The sequence below is a fragment of the Bradyrhizobium elkanii USDA 76 genome (genome assembly GCF_023278185.1).
In the GTDB taxonomy this organism is placed as follows: domain Bacteria; phylum Pseudomonadota; class Alphaproteobacteria; order Rhizobiales; family Xanthobacteraceae; genus Bradyrhizobium; species Bradyrhizobium elkanii.
In genome coordinates this window covers 6683261-6702628 of sequence record NZ_CP066356.1, presented here as the reverse complement: position 1 = coordinate 6702628, position 19368 = coordinate 6683261, and the positions used below count along the sequence as shown (strand labels likewise).

Here is a 19368-nt window from a genome sequence, read left to right as displayed (position 1 = left end):
TCAGGCCTTTCCCTTCAGGAAGCCGAGGCGCCCGTAGAGCGCATCGCTCGCCAGCACGAACACGAAGATGATGCCTTGCAGCACCAGCACGGACGCATCGGGCAGGCCGAGCCGCCGCTGCAGCAGGCCGCCGGAGGCCGAGATGCCGCCGAGCAGGATCGCCACCGGAATGATCGCCAGCGGATTCTGCCGCGCCAGGAACGCGACCAGGATGCCGGTGAAGCCGTAGCCCGCCGCGAGGTTGGCGTTGGTGCGGCCCTGCACCGCCGCGACCTCGATCATGCCGGCAAGCCCGGCGCAGCTGCCGGCGAGGAAGCAGACGGTCAGGATCAGCTTGCCGACACTGAGGCCGACGATCTTGGCGGCGCGGATGTTGCCGCCGGCGACGCGCGCGGCGAAGCCGAAGGTGGTGTGATAGATCAGGATGTAGGCGGCAACGGCCGCGACGAGGCCGAACACCAGGCCCCAATGCACGTCGGTGCCGGGAATGGTGCCGATCATGTTGGCGGCGCCGATCTCGCGCGTCGACGGCTTGTTGAGGCTCGCCGGATCGCGCATCGGGCCCTCGACCAGATGATTGAGGATTGCAAGCGCGATATAGACCAGCAGCAGGCTCGAGATCGTCTCGTTGACCCCGCGATATTGCCGCAGGCCGCCCGACAGCGTGATCCAGAGGCCGCCGCCGATCATGCCCGCGATCACCATCGCGATCTGCACCACGATCGGCGCCGCGCCCTGCAGCGCCAGCGCCGCCGCGGTCGCCGACAGCGCGCCGATCAACAGCGCGCCTTCGCCGCCGATGATCACCATGCCGAGCTGTGCCGGCAGCGCCGTGCACAGCGCGGTCAGGATCAGTGGCGCGGCGCGGGTCAGCGTGTTCTGCCAGGAGAAGGCGGTGCCGAACGCGCCGTAATACATGTAGAAATACAGATCGAGCGGGTTCTTGCCGTACAGCGCGACAAAACCGCCGAACACCGCGAGCGCGCCGACCAGCGCCGCGCCCGGGATCAGGATATATTCGATGCGCGCGCCGTGGCGCTGGAGGAATCCGGGATCGGCGGCCGGAGCGATGCCGGCCGCCTCCACCGATTCCGCCGCCTCGGTCGTCACGCGGTGGCTCCGATCACGCCCTCGACGAGATAGTCCATCTTCTCGAGTTCGGGATCCTGCTGGCCGCGATCGGTGCCGGAAGCGATCACCGTCTTGCCCTTGTTGTCGACGAGCGGGCCCTTGAAGATGGTGTATTCGCCGGCGATGATCTTGGCCTTGACGTCGTCGGCATGCTTGCGCGCCTCGGCCGAGACCATCTCGCCATAGGGCGACACCTTGACGATCTCTTCCTTGAGGCCGCCGCGATAGAAGTTCGGGATCGCTTCGCCCGCGGTGATCATCTTGACGAATTTCGGGTAAAGCGCCTCCCAATTCCACTCGGCGCCGGTGAGATAGGCCTTCGGCGCCAGCGGCGACTGGTTGACGTGATAGCCGCATACGAAGGCGCCGCGGCGCGCGGCGTTCTCGACCATCGTCTTCGGTCCGTCGACATGGCAGGTCAGCACGTCGACGCCCTGGTCGATCAGGCTGTTGGTCGCCTCGGCTTCCTTGACCGGCATCGACCAGTCGCCGGTGAAGATCACCTGCGTGGTCGCCTTCGGATTGGCGAGCCGGGCGCCGAGCGTGAACGCGTTGATGTTGCGCAGCACCTGCGGGATCGGCTTGGCGGCGACGAAGCCGAGCTTGCCGCTCTTGGTCGAATAGCCGGCGACGATGCCGGAGATGTACTGCGCCTCGTCGATATAGCCGAAATAGCTGCCGGCGTTCTTCGGGTCCTTGTCGGACCACAGGCCGCCGCAATGCTCGAAATGCAGTTTTGGAAACTTGCCCGCCATCTTGAGGACGTGCGGGTTGTAGTAACCGAACGAGGTCGGGAACATGAGCGTGGCGCCGTCGAGATTGATCATGGACTCGATGGTCTTCTCGACGGCATCGGTCTCCGGCACCTTTTCTTCCTCGACGACCTTGATGCCGGAAAGCTTCTTCACCGCCGCGGCTCCTTGCGCGTGCGCCTGGTTGTAGCCGTAGTCGTCGCGCGACCCGACATAGATGAAGCCGACCGTGGTTTCGGCTGCCGCCGCGCCGCGAATGCCGAGCGTGCTGCCAAGCGCCAATGCCGCGCTTCCCTGCAACAAATGCCTTCTTGAAATCCTGCCAAAATCCATCGCCTGCTCCCTCCGGCGGGTCAGGCCCGCCTGTCCTTGTCGCAGCCGCCCGACGGCGGAGCTTGGGGGAAGTGTCGCAAGCTTCATGCCAGAGCATGTTTGGCGATCATTGCGCCGTAAGCGGTTGAATTCGAACGGAAACGGTGAACGACCTGATAGGCTTCGGAAGTCGATCGGGATCGTTCTGCCTATTTTATGAGCGATCAATCGTCGTTGTATGCAATGCCGTTAAGCAGTCGCTAACCGGTGGCGGGCCGATGCGAGCGTCGTCCGGGGTCGGCGCCCGGAGCGTCATTTGCCGGCTGGTGAATCGGATCGGGCCTGCTACGAGTGAGACCGGCTCGGGTGCCGGGTTGGACTGATGGGAAACAGCATGAGCGAGACAAAACCGTCCCCTCTTGGCGGCGAGATCGTGGCGCGGATCGATCAGCTCGCGACGATCTCCGAGACGCCGGAGCATCTGGCGCGAGTCTTCCTCACCGACGAGCATCGCAAGGCGGCCGATCTCATCCTGTCCTGGATGCGCGAGGCCGGCATGAGCGCGCATCTCGATGCCATCGGCAATGTCTGCGGCCGCTATGAGGGCGAGCGGCCGGGCCTGCCGGCGCTGATGCTCGGCTCGCATTACGACACGGTGCGCGACGCCGGCAGATGGGACGGCCCGCTCGGCGTCATCACCGCAATCGCCTGCGTCGCCGATCTGGACCGGCGCGGCAAGCGGCTGCCGTTCGCGATCGAGGTCGTGGGCTTTGCGGACGAGGAGGGCGTGCGCTTCGCCTCGACCCTGCTCGGCAGCCGCGCGGTCGCCGGCACCTTCGACGAGAGCGTGCTCAACACGCGCGACCGCGCCGGCACGTCGATGCGCGACGCGTTGATCCAGTTCGGCCTCGATCCCGCTCATATCGGCAAGGCAGCGCGCGCCCGCCGCGAGCTGCTCGGCTATGTCGAGCTGCACATCGAGCAGGGCCCCGTGCTGGAAGAGAAGGCGCTGCCGGTCGGCGTCGTCACCGCGATTTCGGGCGCGACCCGGCTGGCCGCCAGTCTCACCGGCGTCGCCGGCCACGCCGGCACGGTGCCGATGCCGCTGCGGCGCGATGCGTTGGCCGGCGCTGCCGAATGCATCGTTGCGATCGAGCAGTTTTGCAGGTCCGACGAGCAAGGCCTCGTCGGCACCGTCGGCTATGTCAACGCGATGCCGGGCGCCACCAATGTGATTCCGGGCAAGGTGTCCTTCACCATGGACATCCGCTCGCAGAACGACATGCATCGCAAGCGCGCCGTCGCCGACACCGTGCGGCAGATCGAGGCGATCGCAAAACGCCGCGAGCTCGCGTTGCAGATCGACGTCACCCACGAGAACCGCAGCGTGCCCTGCGCTCCGTGGCTCAAGTCCCAGATCGCCGAGGCCGTCGCGGCCGAGGGCCATGCCGCGTTCGAGCTGCCGAGCGGGGCCGGGCATGACGGCATGGCGATGGTCGACGTCGCCGATATCGGCATGATCTTCGTGCGCTGCCGCGGCGGCATCAGCCACAATCCGGCCGAGCATGTCGAGCTCGCCGATGCCGACACCGGCGCGCGGGTGCTGCTGCGCTTTGTCGAGAATTTTCGTCCGCACGTTGCAGTGAATAGCTAAAATTGCGCGCTTCGCAGGCCTTCGCTGAGGAGCGCTTGCTGTCCACGTTGCGTCAGCACGCCGCAGGCACCGGTCCAGGGGCCGCTGTCGGCCCCGACCCGTGCCGAATCCGCACAGACCAGACCGCCGTTTCCGGCTCAGCTGGCCTATTGCGGGCCGGGCGTGAAGCGCTAGACTTGGTGCAACGGGGGGTAGTGGACATGAGGTCGTCCGTCGTCCAGGACGTTCAGTTCCCAAAGCAACCGGCGCTGCAGCTGATCTATGACACTGCGCCGATCGGTCTTGCCTACCTCTCTCCCGATTGCCGTTACCTTCAGATCAACCAGCGTCTCACCGAGATCTGCGGCATTTCGGTCGAAGGTCACCTCGGGCGTACGGTGCACGATTGCGTGCCCGCACTGGCTTCGGCGGTCGAAGGTATCGTTCGGTCGATCATGGAGACCGGAGAGCCCGTGACCGACGTGGAGGTTTACGGCCAGCGCCCCGGCCACAATGACGAGCGATGCTGGATCACGCATTGGCATCCGCAGCGCGAACCGAACGGGAGCATCGTCGGCGTCAACGTTGCGGCCGAAGAGATCACCGATCGCAAGCGCAGCGAACGCGAGATCCGCGCCGCGCGCGATGCAGCCGAGAAGGCCCTGCACCATCTGCAGGAGACCCAGGCGTCGCTGATCGAGGCGGAAAAGCTCGCGGCGCTGGGCCGGCTGGTGGCCGGCGTCGCGCACGAGATCAACAGTCCGGTCGGCACCAGTCTCACCGTCGCCTCGGTGCTGGAGCAGAAATGCGCCGACTTCGCTGCCGAGGCCGCGCGCGGCAAGCTGAAGCGCTCCAGCCTGAGCGATTTCATCGAGGTCGTCGAAAGCGCCTCGTCGCTGCTCGTCGGCAACCTCAAGCGCGCGGCGGACCTGGTGCAATCGTTCAAGCAGGTGGCGGTGGATCGCAGCTATTTCGACCGCAGCCAGTTCGATCTCGGCGCGGTGACCGAGCAGGTTCTCTCGAACCTGCGTCCGGCCTTGCCGAAGAACAACCTGGCGCTCGAGGTCGACTGCCCGCCCGGTCTTGCCATGAACGGCTATCCCGGCCCCTACGGCCAGGTGCTGACCAACCTGTTCGTCAATTCGGTGGCGCACGCGTTTCCGGATGGCAAGGGCGGCATCATCACGATCCGGCTGCGCGCGTCAGGCGCGGACCAGGTCGAGATCCTGTTCGCCGACAACGGTTGCGGGATGGACGACGACGTGCTGCGGCAGGCCTTCGATCCCTTCTTCACCACGCGCCGCGACATCGGCCGCATCGGGCTCGGTCTCCACATCGTTCATAACATCGTCACCAACCGGCTGGGCGGAGAGCTCCATCTCGACAGTGCGCCGGGCATGGGGACACGCATGCGGATCACGCTGCCACGCGTGGCGCCGCAGCGCGTGACCGATAGTTGATGGCTGAAGGGGACGCCGAGAAGGAAATGCTCCCCGGCTTTCAGACCGGAAAACGTCATTCCAAGTAACCGCCGCAAAAGGCATTCCACGACCCTTGCTTCCGCCCCCGTCGTCGCGACATTCTCAGGGTATTCCTGATGGTTACGACGATGAGCCAATCCGCATTCGATCCCTTCGGCGAGCCGGTCCCCGCGGTCGATCCTTCGATCGCGAGCGAGGGCGTGTCGAAATGGCTGAAGACCGCGGGCACCAGCGTGTTCTGGGTGCTGGTGGTCGGCATCGTGCTGGCAAGGGCCGTCTATTTCGAGCCCGGCGTGTTCAGCTTCGAGCATGCCGTTGCCTGGGCGCAGGGTCTGTTCGCCGCGCTCTAGCCGCCGGCATCGGCGGCGCCGTCTTCGTGCCCTTTGTCTCCCGAATGATCCCCTCGAACGCCACCGCCGCCGGCACGTCCAGCCGGCCGGGCGATTTCAGTTGCCAGAGCGTGCGCTCGATATGGACGCCCTTGATCGGGATCACCTTCAGCTTTCCGAGCTTCACCTGATCGTCGATCGTCGCGATCGACACGATGGCGACGCCGACACCTGATGCCACCGCCTGCTTGATCGCCTCGGTGCTGCCGATCTCGAGCGTCCGCTGCGGCTCGACGCGGTGGGCGGCCAGCGCCTGCGCGACCACCTCGCGCGTGCCTGAGCCGGGTTCCCGCACGATCAGGATCTCGTCATTCAACGACCGGATGTCGATCGGCCCCTGGACCGCCGCGAAGCGATGATCCGGACCGGCGATCAGCGCCATCACGTCGGTACGCCAGGCTTCGCTGATCAAATTCTCGTCCTCGACCGGGCCCTCGACCAGCGCGATCTCGATCTCGTGTCCCAGCATCAGCGCGGCGATATCGCTGGTGTTGGCGCTGACGACGTGCAGATCGATGCCGGGAAAGGCGCGGTGGAACACGCCGAGATATTCCGGGATCATGTAGGTCGCGATCGTGGTACTGGCGCCGATCCGCAGCGAGCCGCTGTCGAGGTTGCGCAGCGCCTGCAGTTCGTCCTCGGCGGCGCGTTCGGCCGCGAACAGCGTCTCGGCATGCCGCGCCAGCGCCGCGCCCTCCCGGGTCGGCCGCACCCCCTTCGGCGTGCGGTCGAGCAGCCGGCAGCCGACCTGCAGCTCGAAATCCCGCACGCCCTTGGAGATCGCGGGCTGGCTGATGTGCAGGAGGTCGGCGGCGCGGGAGAAACTTCCGGTTCTCGCCACGGCCGCGAACAGGCGGAGCAGATGCAGGTTGAGGGACATAACTTCTCTCTATCGGGGCAGTCCGAAAATATATTAGCCAAGAGGTGCGCCTTGGCGCATAAAATCTTCTACGAAAAGAGGATTTTGTGCCGGAACAAGAACAAGACCAGGGGCAGAAGCAGGGGGCGCTGAGGCGCATATTCCAGCTCATTCCGGGGATTCTGCTCTGCGGGGTCGTCACCGTCATCTCGCTCGGCATCCAGGCCGCCGAGGAGCGCGTTTTCGACCACCCCTATATCGAGGCTCTCGTCGTCGCGATCCTGCTCGGCATGGCGGTGCGCACCGCCTGGGAGCCGTCGGCGCGCTGGCGCTCGGGCATTGCCTTCAGCGCCAAGCAGCTGCTCGAGGTCGCGGTGACGCTGCTCGGCGCCTCCATCAGCTTTGCCGCGATCGTGGCCTCGGGCGGGCTGCTGATCGGTGCCATCGCCGTGACCGTCGTGATCATGCTGGCGGTGAGCTATGGCCTCAGCCGGATGCTCGGGCTCAAGACCAAACTCGCGATCCTGATCGCCTGCGGCAACTCGATCTGCGGCAACTCGGCGATCGCGGCGGTGGCGCCGGTGATCGAGGCCGACGGCGACGACATCGCCTCGTCGATCTCGTTCACCGCCATTCTCGGCGTGCTGATGGTGCTCGGCCTGCCGCTGCTGATTCCGCTGCTCAAGCTGACGGCGACGCAATACGGCATCCTCGCCGGCCTCACGGTCTACGCCGTGCCGCAGGTGCTGGCGGCGACCGTGCCGGCCGGCATCGTCTCGACCCAGATCGGCACGCTGGTCAAGCTGGTGCGGGTGTTGATGCTGGGCCCGATCGTGATCGGCCTCTCGCTGCTGGTGGCGCGGCGGCGCAAGGCCGGCGCCGCCAGGGAGGGCACTTCAAAGGCCGCCTCGATCAGCCCGTTCAAGCTGGTGCCCTGGTTCATCATCGGCTTCCTGGTGCTGGCCGCGCTGCGCTCGTTCCAGCTCGTGCCCGACATCGCGATCGCGCCGGTGACCAAGACGGCGGCGATCCTCACCGTCGTCTCGATGGCCGCGCTCGGGCTCGGCGTCGATGTCCGCGTGCTCTCGACCGTCGGCGGCCGGGTGACTGCGGCCGTCACGCTGTCGCTGCTGCTGCTGCTGGGCTTGAGCATCGGCCTCGTGCACTTCTTCAAGTAGAGCATGATCCGGAAAAGTGTGGAGCGGTTTTCCGAAGAGATCATGCTCACATCAAAGGGCCGGCTACTCGGCGGCCTTCGCGGTCTTGCCGAACATCCGTGTCGGTGCGGCAAAGCCGCAGGACGTGCCGTCGGTGATCTTGACCTGATCTTCCCACGGCAGGCGGAAGCGGCCGGACACCATGTCCTGCATGAACGTGTAGGGGCAATCCATCGCGCCGCCCTTCACCGCGACATAGCCGCGGTGCCAGAGCTGATAGATGTTGTTCTCGACGCCCCAGTTGATCCGCGCCTCGCGCACGAGGTCGGGCCGCACCTCGGCGGTGATGATCTCGTCGGCCCGTCCCGTGGTGCCGTGCGCGATGATGCTGCCGTCGAAATTGACGATCATGCCTTCGCCCATCGAGTCGAACGACCCGTCCGAGCCGCACATGCAGACATTGGCCGTCACCATCAGGTTCTGGAACGCGTTGGCCTGGTTGGTGAAGCGCCAGCTGTCGCGGATCGGCGCGGTGTAGCCTGCGGTGCGGATCATGATCTCCGCGCCCTTGTAGGCGCATTCCCGCGCCATTTCCGGGAACATGCCGTCATGGCAGATGATCAGCGCGATCTTGGCGCCTTTCGGTCCGTCGATCACGGGAATGCCGATGTCGCCGGGCTCCCACGGCTCGACCGGAATCCAGGGATGGAATTTGCGGTAGTAGAGCTTGATATCGCCGCGATCGTCGATGATCAGCCCTGAATTATAGGGGTTGCCATGCGGGTTGAACTCCATGATGGAGAAGCAGCCCCAGATCTTGTTCTCGATGCAGGCCCGCTTGAAAGCCGCGATTTCAGGCCCGTCGAGCCGGCACATGATCTCCGGATTGGTATCCATCGAGAGGCCGTGCAGCGAATATTCGGGGAACACGACGAGGTCCATGGTTCCGAGGTTGCGCCGCGCCTTGCCGACCATCCATACGATGCGCTCCGTCTGCCGTGCCAGGTCGGACCTTGTCGCAACCACAGGCAACTGCAGCTGCACCAGTCCGATCACCACGCCGTTGGGTGATTTGTTGAGACCGCCAAGTCCATTCATGCCTGTCCTCCCGCCTGTTTGAAATGGGCTGTCATGTCGTGAACGATGATCTTCGTTCGGTCGGGCTCCCGTCTGGCTCTCAGCTAGCAACGATCATGCCAGCAAGATCGCAGAACGCGCAAATGCAGCGTACGGTCACATGCTGATCGGGATCGCCGCGATGCGCCGCATCATTGCGCAATGGCACGCGGTTTGCTTAATCAAACGCGGGTTTTCTCGCATTCGGGGCATGCGTCATGGCGAATTCAAGCGGGACGATCGCGGCGGAGCCGGCGCCGATCACGCTCGACTGGAGCAAGACCGCGCTCGTCATCATCGACATGCAGCGCGACTTCATGGAGCGAGGGGGCTTCGGCGAGACGCTCGGCAATGACGTCAGCCGGCTTGCCCGCGCGGTGAAGCCGATCGCAGCGGTGCTCGCGGCCGCGCGCGACGCCGGCTTGCTCGTGGTCCATACCCGGGAGGGCCATCTGCCCGACCTCTCCGACGCGCCGCCCGCGAAGCTCGAGCGCGGCGCGCCTCGCTTGCGGATCGGCGATCCCGGACCGATGGGACGGATCCTGATCCGCGGCGAGGCGGGGCACGACATCATTCCCGAGCTCTATCCGCAGGGCAGCGAGATCGTGATCGACAAGCCCGGCAAGGGCGCGTTCTACGCCACCGAATTCGGCGACGTCCTGCAGAAATACGGCATCGAGAATCTCCTGGTCTGCGGCGTCACTACCGAAGTCTGCGTCAACACCACGGTGCGCGAGGCCAACGACCGCGGCTACCGCTGCGTCGTGATCTCCGACGGCTGCGCGTCCTACTTCCCGGAATTCCACGAGATGGGCCTGAAGATGATCAAGGCCCAGGGCGGTATTTTCGGCTGGGTCACCGATTCAGCCGCGGTGCTGGAGGCGCTCGCTGCGTAGAGTGAGATGAGATTGGGACGCGGACTCATCAACGCGCAGCCATAGCCGGATCGAAGCGCCTAGCCCTTCGCGGCGGGTACGGGCGGCACCGGCAGAATGATTTCGGACGCGATCTTCCAGTCCTTTCCGACGCGAAGCCAATTGATGATCATTAGAAACGGCTTGGCCGTTCCATCCTGTCCCGCATAAGAGACCGTGATGTTCATCGGCACGTAGGACTCGGCGACGTCGCGCGTCAGGCCGACAACCTTGAGCTTCGAATAATCCGGCTCGAGCACGACGGGACCGGAGCTGCCGATATCATGCAGCTTTTGATCAATTGCCTCGTTGCCGGCGGTGAAGTGCAAGTGGTTCCGCAGACCGAAGAGATCAGGGACCGCAGGCGGAGTAGCCGCGGAAAGGCCCGAAATAATCCGCCGGCGCAGAGTACAGCCATGTTCAGGCGACGACTTCGATGACTCCCATCATGCCTTTGTCTTCGTGATCGACAGCATGACAGTGGTAGACGAACCGACCGACGATCACGGGGTCGGTGAACGGTATGACGACCTTGAGCACGCCGGGCCGCTGATCCGTTGCAGGCGGGACCGAAAAGGTGTCGCGCAAACTATCATCGCTCCAGGAAACGCCGCCAACCTCCGTCACCAGGAAGGCTGTCTGGTGAATGTGGAAGCTGTGATACTGTTGATCCGTGTTGACTACCGTCCACTCTTCTGTCTCGCCGAGCTTGACGGTTTGGTCGGTGCGCGCCTCGTCGACGACGCGGTCGTCGATCATGAACAGCTTGCGGTCTGCGGTTCGCGAATAAACCAGCGTCCGGCGTCGTGCGATCGGCGCGGCGCGAACCTCCTCGATCCATTGCGGCCCGGTGACTCGCTGACGCAGGATTTCATCTTCGAGCTTCGCACTCGATGACGAACCACTTGAGCTTATGACTGCCAATTGCAGTACCGGTTCGGGCGGCCGCCAGGCCTCGTTTTGGAAAGCAATGGTTCGCATCGGATATTCGCCTGCCGGCGGTCCGACCGCAATGGCGTCGATCCGCTCGCCGGGACCAATGAAAAATTCAGTCGTCTTGTGCGGCTGCGATAACGCGTGGCCGTCGGTCGCCACGACGTAGAGCGGCATGCCCTCGACGCGGAATTTGAAGAACTCCGAGGCTCCTATGTGCGCGATACGCCAGAATTGAATTTCACCGGAGCGCATGGCGACGGCCGGATTGATCTGACCATTGATCGAAACCAGTTCGCTTTCGTCGTCAAGCTTGACGTGCTTGATCAGGAAAAGCCGTTCCGGCAATCCGCGCAACAGCGGGAAAAGCTGCTCGATCCCGTCGACGATCAGAGCGCCCGACAGACCGCCAAGGATTTGATCATTGACGAAGCCGTGCGCATGGGGGTGATACCAGAACATGCCCGGACCTTGCCTGCCGGACGCCGGGATACGCACCTGGTATTGGAAGGTGTCATCGGGCTGAACGTGGACGAATACGTTGTCGCTGTTGCCTTGTGGCGACACGCTCATTCCGTGAAAATGTAAGTTCGACGGGGTGCCGGCCCCGGTACAGACAGGGCCGACATAGCCGGGACGATCGAGCCCGGAGGTCAGATTGTTGCGGAGAGTGATGCGTAACGTATCGCCCAGCCGCGCTCGCAATGTCGGCGGCACATAAGCGCCATTGTAGAGCAGGCCGGTAAACGCGCGATCGGCGAGCTGCACCGGTCCGGGAGCCGCCGTCATCGTCAAATCAAGCATGCCGTTAGCGCTGCGCGTTTCAGGCGGCTGGATCAGCGGCTCGGGCGTTGGCGCATTGGGCTGCGAGCGCGCTCGGGCCGTCGTCGTCGATGGGCCAAGCGACGGCAAACTTCCGGCGGCGGCCGTCCCGCCGACGAAGCGACTTGCGGCCTTGATGAACGAGCGGCGGTCTAGCGTTGAGGACTGGCGCATTGCATCCTCCATCACAGGCGCTCGGTTACCGGCAGGCGATATTAAAAACCCTGGAGCCGCGACCGAGCCGGATTTGCGGGTGGGATGCCCACGCTACTACTTGTTTCAGCCTTTTGCACCGGCGGCCCACCGCGATGAGCCCCAAAGTACGTCCCAGGCCGATAGCTCGGACTTCTGCTCATGGCCCATCTGCGACCTCGGGGGATGTCCGCTCTTTAGCCGCTGTCGGTGGGTGACCGGACATCAGTCGGCCGGCAGTTTAATGAGCACATGCCTGAGCTGCAGTCGCGAAGAAGGCGCGTTCGCTCATCCCCCTGCGACGTGGAAGCGTCAGTTTCAGACGCCTACGAATGCCATATGCGACAGCCTTGGGGTGACAGGCTGAGGAGCCTGCCAGAGGCGGGCGTCTCGAAGGATGGCCGCAGGGACGCTTCTCGCCAGATTTTTCCCAAATGCGATAGCCTTGGGGTGACAGGGATGCTTGCGCAATTTCGGAATATTAGAAGACTATCTCTGAGTTGCCCGACATGTCAAGCTGTTTGGTCGAACGCGGGCCGCCGCCGGCTCCTTTGCATGGGGTTGTTTTCGATATTTTGGGTAGCGCCCCTGCAACGGCCCTAGCCACCCTTCACCGCACCCGCCGTCAGCCCCGCCACGATCTGCCGCTGCGCCATCACGGTGAGCAGCAGCACCGGCGCCGTCACGATCAATGCGGCGGCGGCAAGCGGGCCCCAGCTCAGCTGGTCGAACGAGATCATGTTGTAGACCGCGACCGGCAGCGTGCGCGTCTCGCGCCCGGCCAGCACGATGCCGAACACGAAATTGTTCCAGGAGAAGATCACCGCGAGGATGAAGGCGACCGCGAGCCCGGGCTTGGCGATCGGCAGCGCGACATGGCGGAACACCTGCCAGCGCGTGGCGCCGTCGATCAGCGCGGCTTCCTCCAGCTCCGGCGGCGTGGTCTCGAAATAGCCGATCATGATCCAGATCACGATCGGCACCGTGACGACGAGGTGGATGATGATCTGCGGCACCAGCGTGCCGAGCAGGCCGAGCCACTGGAACAGCAGGAACAGCGGGATCAGATACGACAGGCCGGGCGTGATGCGCGCGATCAGGATCACGATCGCCGATTTATGCGCGGCCATCCGCGCGATGCCGTAGCCGGCGGGCACGCCGACCAGCATCGCAAGGCCCGTGGCGCAGCCGGTGACCACAAGGCTGTTGCTGAAATAGGTCAGGAAGCGGTTGGAGGCGAACACGTCGGCATAGTTCTTCCAGGCGATATGCTCCGGAAAGAACACCGGCGGGTAGGAGGCGTTGTCGATCTCGAATTTGAGCGACAGCGAGGCCATCCAGAGGAAGAACAGGATCGCCGGCGAGACGATGACGAACACCGACAGCCACAGCCCGATCCGCCCGAGAATCTGACGCGGATTCATGCCTCGCCCCCGAGCTCAGATGTCCACAGCAGGCGCTTGCGCAGGTAGAGCAGCAGCGCCGCCAGCGCCACGATCAGGAGGAAGAACACCACCGCGATCGCCGAGCCGTAGCCGAGGTCGTAATAGACGAAGGCAACGCTGTAGAGATAGACGTTGATGGTCTCCGACGCCGAGCCCGGTCCGCCCTGCGTGATCGCGAAGATGATGTCGAAGCTTTTCACCGCGTCGATCATGCGGATCATGCCGGCGATGAACAGGAACGGCATGATCAAGGGCAGCGTGATGAAGCGGAACACCTGCCAGAAGTTGGCGCCGTCGATCTGTGCGCTCTCATAGGGTTCGGTCGGGATCGCGGCGAGGCCGCCGAGCACGATCAGCATCACCAGCGGCGTCCATTGCCAGGTCTCGACCAGCACCAGCGAGGGGATCACCGTCGCGGGGTTGAACACCCAGAGCTGCGGCGGCAGGCCCACCAGCGACAGCACATAGTTGAGCACGCCAAGCTGCGGGTGGAACATCATGGTCCACACCAGCGCGATCGCCACCGGGGTCGCCATCATCGGCATGATGAAGATGCCGCGCAGGAAGCCACGCGCAGCAAATTTCTGGTGGAACACCACCGCCGCCAGCGTGCCGAACACCAGCGGCAGCACGACCGACAGCGCGGTGTAGGACAGCGTGTGCCCGACCGCCTCGACGAAGCGCGGATCGGTCGGCAGCCGCAAATAGTTGGCGAGCCCGACGAAGACGGTCGGCGAGCCGACCTTCCATTCCTGTAGGCTCATCCAGATCGTGAACACCCACGGAAAGATGATCACCGCCAGCACCACGACGAGCGCCGGGATCACGAACGGCCAATAGGACGGCGGACGCCATTCACGCGCCGGCGCAACGTCTCCAGAGCCTGCGGCTCTGGACTCTTGCTTGGACGCGTTTTCTGCACGCGAACCGGTACCCACTTCGCTTGAAAACGCTTTGCTGGCCGCCGCCGGCTCGGTCTGTGTCACCAGGCTCACGCTTTTTCGCTACGCTCCAGGATGGGGCGGAATTGCTCGTGCGCCTTCTTCAGCTCGGTGGCGGGATCGGCGCCCGACAGCGTCGCGGTCAGCGCCGCGCCGACGATGTCGCGGAATTCGGCGACCGGGATGATGACGGGCAGACCGAGCTTCGAGATCTTGGCGGAATCAACCACCGACTGCAGCCATTCCTTGGTCTTCACCCCTTTGGCGACCTCGGCATCGTCGACGATGGAGTTGCGGAACGGCACGCCGCCGCCGGCCTGCAGCAGGCGCGCGCCCTGGCCCCGCGAGACCACCCATTGGCAGAGCAAATAGGCGGCTTCCTTGTTCTTGCTCGCCGCGGCGATGCCGACGCCGTCGCCATAGGTCGAGGAGAACTTGCCCTTGGGACCGGCGGGCACCAGCGTGTAGCCGACCTTGCCGACGACGCGCGAGGCGGCGGGATCTTCCAGCGGCGGCGCCCAGCCGTCGGCGTCGATCCACATCGCGGACCTGCCTTGCGTGAAGGACGCCATCGACTCCATCCAGTTGAAGCCGGCGACGCCGGGAGGCGCGCATTTCGTCAGCAGCCGCTGATAGAGCTTGGTGGCCTCGATCGCCTCGGGGCCGTCGGTCAGGATGTTGCCCTTGGCATCAAGGAATTCGCCGCCATAGTTCAGATAGAAGTTGGTCCACATCGCCATGTTGGCGTTGCGCAGGCCGCGGCCGACGAAGCCGTAGATGCCTTCCTTCGGATCGGTCAGCTTCTCGGCCGCGATTGCCATCTCCTCCAGCGTCTTCGGGACCTCGACGCCCTTCTTCTGGAACAGCTCCTTGTTGTAGTAGAGGATGAAATAGTCCACCGACCACGGCAGCGACAGCATCTGGCCCTTGTCGTTGCGCGCATATTGCAGCCCGGCCGCCGAGAAATCGCTCTCGACGAGGTCCAGCGGCGTCATGCTCGGATCCTTCAGGTAGCCCGACATGTCGGCGAGCCAGCCGGCCTTCTCGAACTGCCGCTTCTGCACGTGATAGCTCAGATGCACGACGTCGAAGCTCGGCTTGCCGGAAGACAGCTCGATCACGCATTTCTGGCGCTGCTGCTGCTCGGGGATCTGCTCCGACTCGACCTTGATGCCGGTGAGCTCGGTAAATTCCTTGATGTATTTTTGCAGATTGTCGCCGCGCGGCCCTTTGGCGAGGATCACCTCGAGCGTGGTGCCGGAATATTTCTTCCAGTTGACGTCGGCGCGGGCCGGAAATCCAGTCAATCCAACCGCGCCGGCGGCGGCGGTGCCGGCCAGCATCTGCCGGCGCGAGATCAGGTGATGCGACATGTTTCTCTCCCTGGACGGTTCTTGTTTGGGAGAGATACTAGCGCCTCAACTTTCTGTGCCTAGTCCCACATGCGCGGCGCCGTTGCATAACGCTGCGCCGCGCATGGTATGGCAGCTATGCCTTGACGAAAGCGAGCAGGGTGCCGTTGCCGGAAGCCGGCGGCACGGTGATGCTGTTGCCGCTCTTCACGCCGGCCGAGCCCAGCGCCTTCTCGGTCGCGGCAAGATCGGCCGCGATCACGAGGCCGGCGCCGCCGCGATCGGGCAGGCCGTCCAGCGACACGCCGGGATAGCGCTTGCCAAGCTGATCCCTGGTCAGGAACACGAAGTCGGCGCGGGCGCCGCCGGACGGTACTGCAACCGCACCGTCGGCGTTGTTCCTGACGGCGACGTCGATCATCTTTGAGAGATGTGCGGCATCGGCGGCGGGATCGGGCGAGACGATCAGCACCTGCTTGAGGCGTTTTGCCCCATTGGCGTGCGCCATCAATTCGGGAATCCACACCGTCTCGCGAGTCTTGTGCTGGCAGGCGAAGATGCGGACGCCGCCGGGCGCCTCCGCGGTCGGCCACTGGAAGGTGCGGAATTTCGCCGCGGAGACCGTGCCATCAGGCAAGGTCACCGGGCGCTCGAAATCGGTCGGCCCGATCGGCGCATAGCCGCGCGCGCGAATCTCCTCGGCGCCGGCGGCGGAATCCACCGCGGTGAACGCGATGCGTTCGATGCCTTCGCCGCGCTTCTCGAGGAAGGCGCGCGCCGGCGCGTTGTGTTCGGTCGGCGTCAGCACGCCGAGCAATTCCATGTAGTCGGGGTCGAACATGATGGTGTAATTGCCCGATCCCATATGCGCGCTATGGGTGCCGCGCGGCGACACGGTGAAGCCGAGCCGCTTGTAGTTCTCGGCGGCCTTGTCGAGGTCCTTCACCATGACCACGGCGTGATCGATTCCGATGACGTTCTTGAGTGTCACTTGTTGTCTTCCCGGCTGGAATAGGAGAGTAGAATTAGCTAACCAGAATGACCGGGCGCCCGCAAGGAAGGATCATGATGAACAGCAATGCCGTGCGCTGGCCCAATTCGCTCTGGGCGGCAGTGACGCCGTCCGGCCCTGATTGTCCTGAACTGACCGGCGCGCAGCAGGCCGATGTCGTGATCATCGGCGGCGGCTTCACGGGTCTATCGACCGCACTGCATCTGCGCGAGGCCAATGTCGACGTCGCAATCGTCGAGGCCGCCGAGCCGGGCTGGGGCGCCTCGGGGCGCAACAACGGCCAGGTGATCCCGACGCTGTCGCGTCCCGATCCCGATGACATCATCGCAAGGCACGGCGCGGCCGGCGAGCGCTTTGTCGCGATGCTGCGCGACAGTGCCGCTGATCTGTTCGACGTCGTCAGGCGCTACAACATCGAGGCCGAGCAGGAGCAGGCCGGCTGGGTGCAGCCGGTGCACTCGCCGGGCCGCATCAAGATCGCGGAACGGCGGGTGCAGCAATGGTCGAAATTCGGCGCGCCGGTCGAATTGCTGTCGCGCGATCAGACCCGGGACATGCTCGGCTCGGATGCCTGGTACGGCGGCTTTTGGAACAGGACCGGCGGTCACGTCAATCCGCTGGCGCTGGCGCGCGGCCTTGCGCGCACCGTGCTCGGCCTCGGCGCGCGAATCTATGCACGCTCGCCTGCGACGAGTTTCGAGCGCCGCGGGGATCGCTGGGTGGTGAGGACGGAAAAGGGTGAGATCTCCGGTCGCGCGCTGGTGGTCGCGACCAACGCCTATAGCGGCGAGTTCGCGAAGTCGCTGGTGCCTGACATCGCAACCGAGGTGATGCCGGTGCTGTCCTGGCAGATGGCGACGCAGCCGCTCTCGGACAACGTGCGCAAGACCATCATTCCCGCCCGGCAGGCGATGTCGGACACCCATGGCGAGCTGTATTTTGCGCGCTACGACGCCCGCAACCGCCTCGTCACCGGCGGTGCCGTGCTCGGTCCGGGCGACAAGACCGGGCGGCTGAAGGCACGGGTGACCGAGCGGTTGCAGCGCCTGTGGCCGCAGATCGGCGACGTCTCCTTCGACTATGTCTGGAACGGCTATGTCGGGATGACCGCGGATTTCCTGCCGCGCATGCACCGGCTGGGTCCCAACGCCTATGGCTGGACCGGCTGCAATGGCCGCGCGGTCGCGTTGACGATCCCGCTCGGCCGCGAATTGGCGCGCGCGGTCCAGGGCGTGCCGGAAAGCGAACTGGCGCTGCCGTTCTCCGAGCCGGTGCAGTACATGGCCCACGGATTGCTGCGCAAGCTCGCGCCCTGGATGCTGGTGCTCTATCGGCGCCGCGACGCGCAGGAGCTGGTCAAGGGCGATCGTTTCGAGTTGCTGCGATGGGCCGAGTATTTCCTCGCCTCGCGCCGTTCACGATAAGCGCGGAGCAACGTCGCGCCACGCACGCGAGATAAGGGGCATGGAGGGGCAAGCCGCCCGAGGTGGGGACTGGTCGGAGAACGTCGCTGGAAGAGTGGGGGCGCAAGCAGGTTCGGCCGGGTGCCGCGATCACGAGGATTCCGCCGTTGGCGGATAGCGTTGTGGAAACCCCGACGCGACGCAGGCGTTATTGCCAGATAGCAACCCTGGGAGGTGGGCATGGCGAGGAAGCGCATTGGTATTCTCACGGGAGGCGGTGACGTCCCCGGCCTTAACGCGGTGATCAAGAGCGTGACTTATCGCGGCAGCGAGGACGACATCGAGGTTGTCGGTCTCCGCCGAGGCTGGGAGGCCCTCACGCACCTGAACCTCGACGACCCGTCGAGCAAGTCCCATTACATCATCCCGCTGAACCGCGAAAACACGCGCGTCATCGACCGGCGCGGCGGCACCGTGCTGCACTCGAGCCGCACCAATCCCTCCAAAATGAAGAAGTTGCCCGATCATCTGGCGGGCCGCGACTTTCCGGTTTCGCAGAGCACCAAGGGTGGCATCGCAACCACGACGTGGGACCTCACCAACGAGGTGCTCGCGAACCTCGCGGGGCTCGGTATCGAACATCTGATCGCCATCGGCGGCGACGATACTCTCAACTACGCGGACAAGCTCAACAGGCGAGGCGCCAAGATCATTGCCATCCCGAAGACGATGGACAACGACGTGCGCAACACCGAATACTGCATCGGCTTCTCGACCGCGATCACCCGTGCCAGCGATGCCATCCAGCGCCAGCGCACCACCGTCGGCTCGCACGAGCGAATCGGCATTTTCCGCGTCTTTGGTCGCGATGCCGGCTTTACGGCACTCTATACCGCATACGCAACCTCGATCCGATGCGCCATACCGGAGTACAAGGTCGATCTCGACAAGCTGATCCAGCTTCTCCTCGATGACAAGCACGGCAACCCGAGCAACTACGCGCTGATCGCGCTCAGCGAGGGCGCCGAGTGGGAAGGCTACAAGGTGCAGGAATTCGGCGAGCCTGACGCCTACGGTCACCGCAGGAAGGCGAGCGTGGCCGAAGCGTTCGCGGACGAGATCAAGCGGCGCACCGGCGAGGAGACCATCGTCTCTGACCTCACCTACGACCTGCGGTCAGGCGATCCGGACTTCATCGACAAGCTTGTGGCGCTGACGTTCGGCAACATGGCCTACGATGCGATCCTGGAAGGCAAAACCGGCCTCATGTCGGCACTGGTCGAGGGCCGCTACGACCTCGTTCCGATCCCCGACGCCAAGCTCGGGCCACGCAAATTGGACGTCGCAAGCGCTTACAACACCGAGCGCTACCGTCCTCTCTATTCCAACAAGCGGGGCCTGCCGATCTTTCTCAACCGCGCTTCATAGGGCGGGTGGTAACCCCATCGAGCATCACGAGTTATTCCAGATGCGTCGATAGCCCGTATCGACACGCGGTGACGGAGGGGCCATAGTTCCGCAAGA

General features: G+C 64.5%; 16 protein-coding genes and 1 pseudogene. 7 read left to right on the top strand and 10 right to left on the bottom strand.

Annotation, left to right across the window (positions count from 1 at the left end; genetic code table 11):
* Together JEY66_RS32140 and JEY66_RS32135 are read right to left on the bottom strand one after the other, a co-directional pair.
* Positions 1–1110, bottom strand: coding sequence for an ABC transporter permease (locus tag JEY66_RS32140; RefSeq protein ID WP_018270388.1), 1110 nt, complete (start codon positions 1108–1110; stop codon positions 1–3).
* The gene (locus tag JEY66_RS32135; protein WP_026192446.1) at positions 1107–2216 is read right to left on the bottom strand and encodes a BMP family ABC transporter substrate-binding protein; all 1110 of its coding nucleotides are present in this window, start codon (positions 2214–2216) and stop codon (positions 1107–1109) included. Before JEY66_RS32135 ends, JEY66_RS32140 begins: the two co-directional genes overlap by 4 nt.
* A gap of 373 nt (positions 2217–2589) precedes the next feature.
* Here JEY66_RS32135 and JEY66_RS32130 point away from each other — a divergent pair, with 373 nt between their 5' ends.
* The 3 genes from JEY66_RS32130 to JEY66_RS32120 all read left to right on the top strand — a co-directional run bounded on the left by JEY66_RS32130 (position 2590) and on the right by JEY66_RS32120 (position 5659).
* The gene (locus tag JEY66_RS32130; protein WP_018270389.1) at positions 2590–3849 is read left to right on the top strand and encodes an allantoate amidohydrolase; all 1260 of its coding nucleotides are present in this window, start codon (positions 2590–2592) and stop codon (positions 3847–3849) included.
* A 200-nt stretch (positions 3850–4049) separates the two neighbouring features.
* The gene (locus JEY66_RS32125; protein ID WP_016843101.1) at positions 4050–5288 is read left to right on the top strand and encodes an ATP-binding protein; all 1239 of its coding nucleotides are present in this window, start codon (positions 4050–4052) and stop codon (positions 5286–5288) included.
* 149 nt (positions 5289–5437) lie between these two features.
* Entirely contained in the window at positions 5438–5659 is a 222-nt protein-coding gene (locus JEY66_RS32120) for a hypothetical protein (protein ID WP_038377517.1), read from the top strand.
* On the opposite strand, the gene JEY66_RS32115 is transcribed toward JEY66_RS32120, so the two are convergent.
* Positions 5607–6578: a LysR family transcriptional regulator gene (locus JEY66_RS32115; protein ID WP_018270390.1), complete on the bottom strand. Its 972-nt coding sequence runs from the start codon at positions 6576–6578 to the stop codon at positions 5607–5609. The genes JEY66_RS32120 and JEY66_RS32115 overlap by 53 nt on opposite strands.
* Before the next feature lie 86 nt (positions 6579–6664).
* Between JEY66_RS32115 and JEY66_RS32110 the strand changes: the two genes are divergently transcribed.
* The gene (locus JEY66_RS32110; RefSeq protein WP_018270391.1) at positions 6665–7735 is read left to right on the top strand and encodes a YeiH family protein; all 1071 of its coding nucleotides are present in this window, start codon (positions 6665–6667) and stop codon (positions 7733–7735) included.
* 63 nt (positions 7736–7798) lie between these two features.
* Here JEY66_RS32110 and JEY66_RS32105 read toward each other — a convergent pair whose 3' ends face one another.
* Positions 7799–8812 (bottom strand): formamidase, encoded by a 1014-nt coding sequence (locus JEY66_RS32105; RefSeq protein WP_018270392.1) that lies wholly within the window; start codon positions 8810–8812, stop codon positions 7799–7801.
* Between the two features lie 236 nt (positions 8813–9048).
* Here JEY66_RS32105 and JEY66_RS32100 point away from each other — a divergent pair, with 236 nt between their 5' ends.
* Complete coding sequence (locus JEY66_RS32100; RefSeq protein ID WP_018270393.1) at positions 9049–9726, top strand: cysteine hydrolase family protein; 678 nt, start codon at positions 9049–9051, stop codon at positions 9724–9726.
* A 59-nt stretch (positions 9727–9785) separates the two neighbouring features.
* Here the strand turns inward: JEY66_RS32100 and JEY66_RS32095 are convergent.
* The 6 genes and pseudogenes from JEY66_RS32095 to JEY66_RS32070 all read right to left on the bottom strand — a co-directional run.
* Positions 9786–10058: pseudogene (locus JEY66_RS32095) on the bottom strand (hypothetical protein); the annotation flags it as partial.
* A 106-nt stretch (positions 10059–10164) separates the two neighbouring features.
* A complete protein-coding gene (locus tag JEY66_RS32090; protein WP_240537032.1) occupies positions 10165–11673 on the bottom strand; it encodes a multicopper oxidase family protein in 1509 nt (502 codons plus the stop codon).
* Between the two features lie 617 nt (positions 11674–12290).
* Positions 12291–13115, bottom strand: coding sequence for a carbohydrate ABC transporter permease (locus JEY66_RS32085; protein ID WP_016843108.1), 825 nt, complete (start codon positions 13113–13115; stop codon positions 12291–12293).
* Positions 13112–14074 (bottom strand): carbohydrate ABC transporter permease, encoded by a 963-nt coding sequence (locus JEY66_RS32080; RefSeq protein ID WP_050999412.1) that lies wholly within the window; start codon positions 14072–14074, stop codon positions 13112–13114. Before JEY66_RS32080 ends, JEY66_RS32085 begins: the two co-directional genes overlap by 4 nt.
* A gap of 53 nt (positions 14075–14127) precedes the next feature.
* Positions 14128–15450, bottom strand: a complete 1323-nt coding sequence (locus JEY66_RS32075; RefSeq protein ID WP_018270396.1) for an ABC transporter substrate-binding protein — start codon at positions 15448–15450, stop codon at positions 14128–14130.
* A 115-nt stretch (positions 15451–15565) separates the two neighbouring features.
* On the bottom strand, positions 15566–16420 hold the full coding sequence (locus tag JEY66_RS32070; RefSeq protein ID WP_018270397.1) for a VOC family protein: 855 nt from the start codon (positions 16418–16420) through the stop codon (positions 15566–15568).
* A gap of 77 nt (positions 16421–16497) precedes the next feature.
* Here JEY66_RS32070 and JEY66_RS32065 point away from each other — a divergent pair, with 77 nt between their 5' ends.
* Positions 16498–17865: an NAD(P)/FAD-dependent oxidoreductase gene (locus tag JEY66_RS32065; protein ID WP_018270398.1), complete on the top strand. Its 1368-nt coding sequence runs from the start codon at positions 16498–16500 to the stop codon at positions 17863–17865.
* Positions 17866–18084: 219 nt separating this feature from the next.
* On the top strand, positions 18085–19272 hold the full coding sequence (locus JEY66_RS32060; protein WP_026192447.1) for a 6-phosphofructokinase: 1188 nt from the start codon (positions 18085–18087) through the stop codon (positions 19270–19272).
* Positions 19273–19368 lie beyond the last annotated feature (96 nt).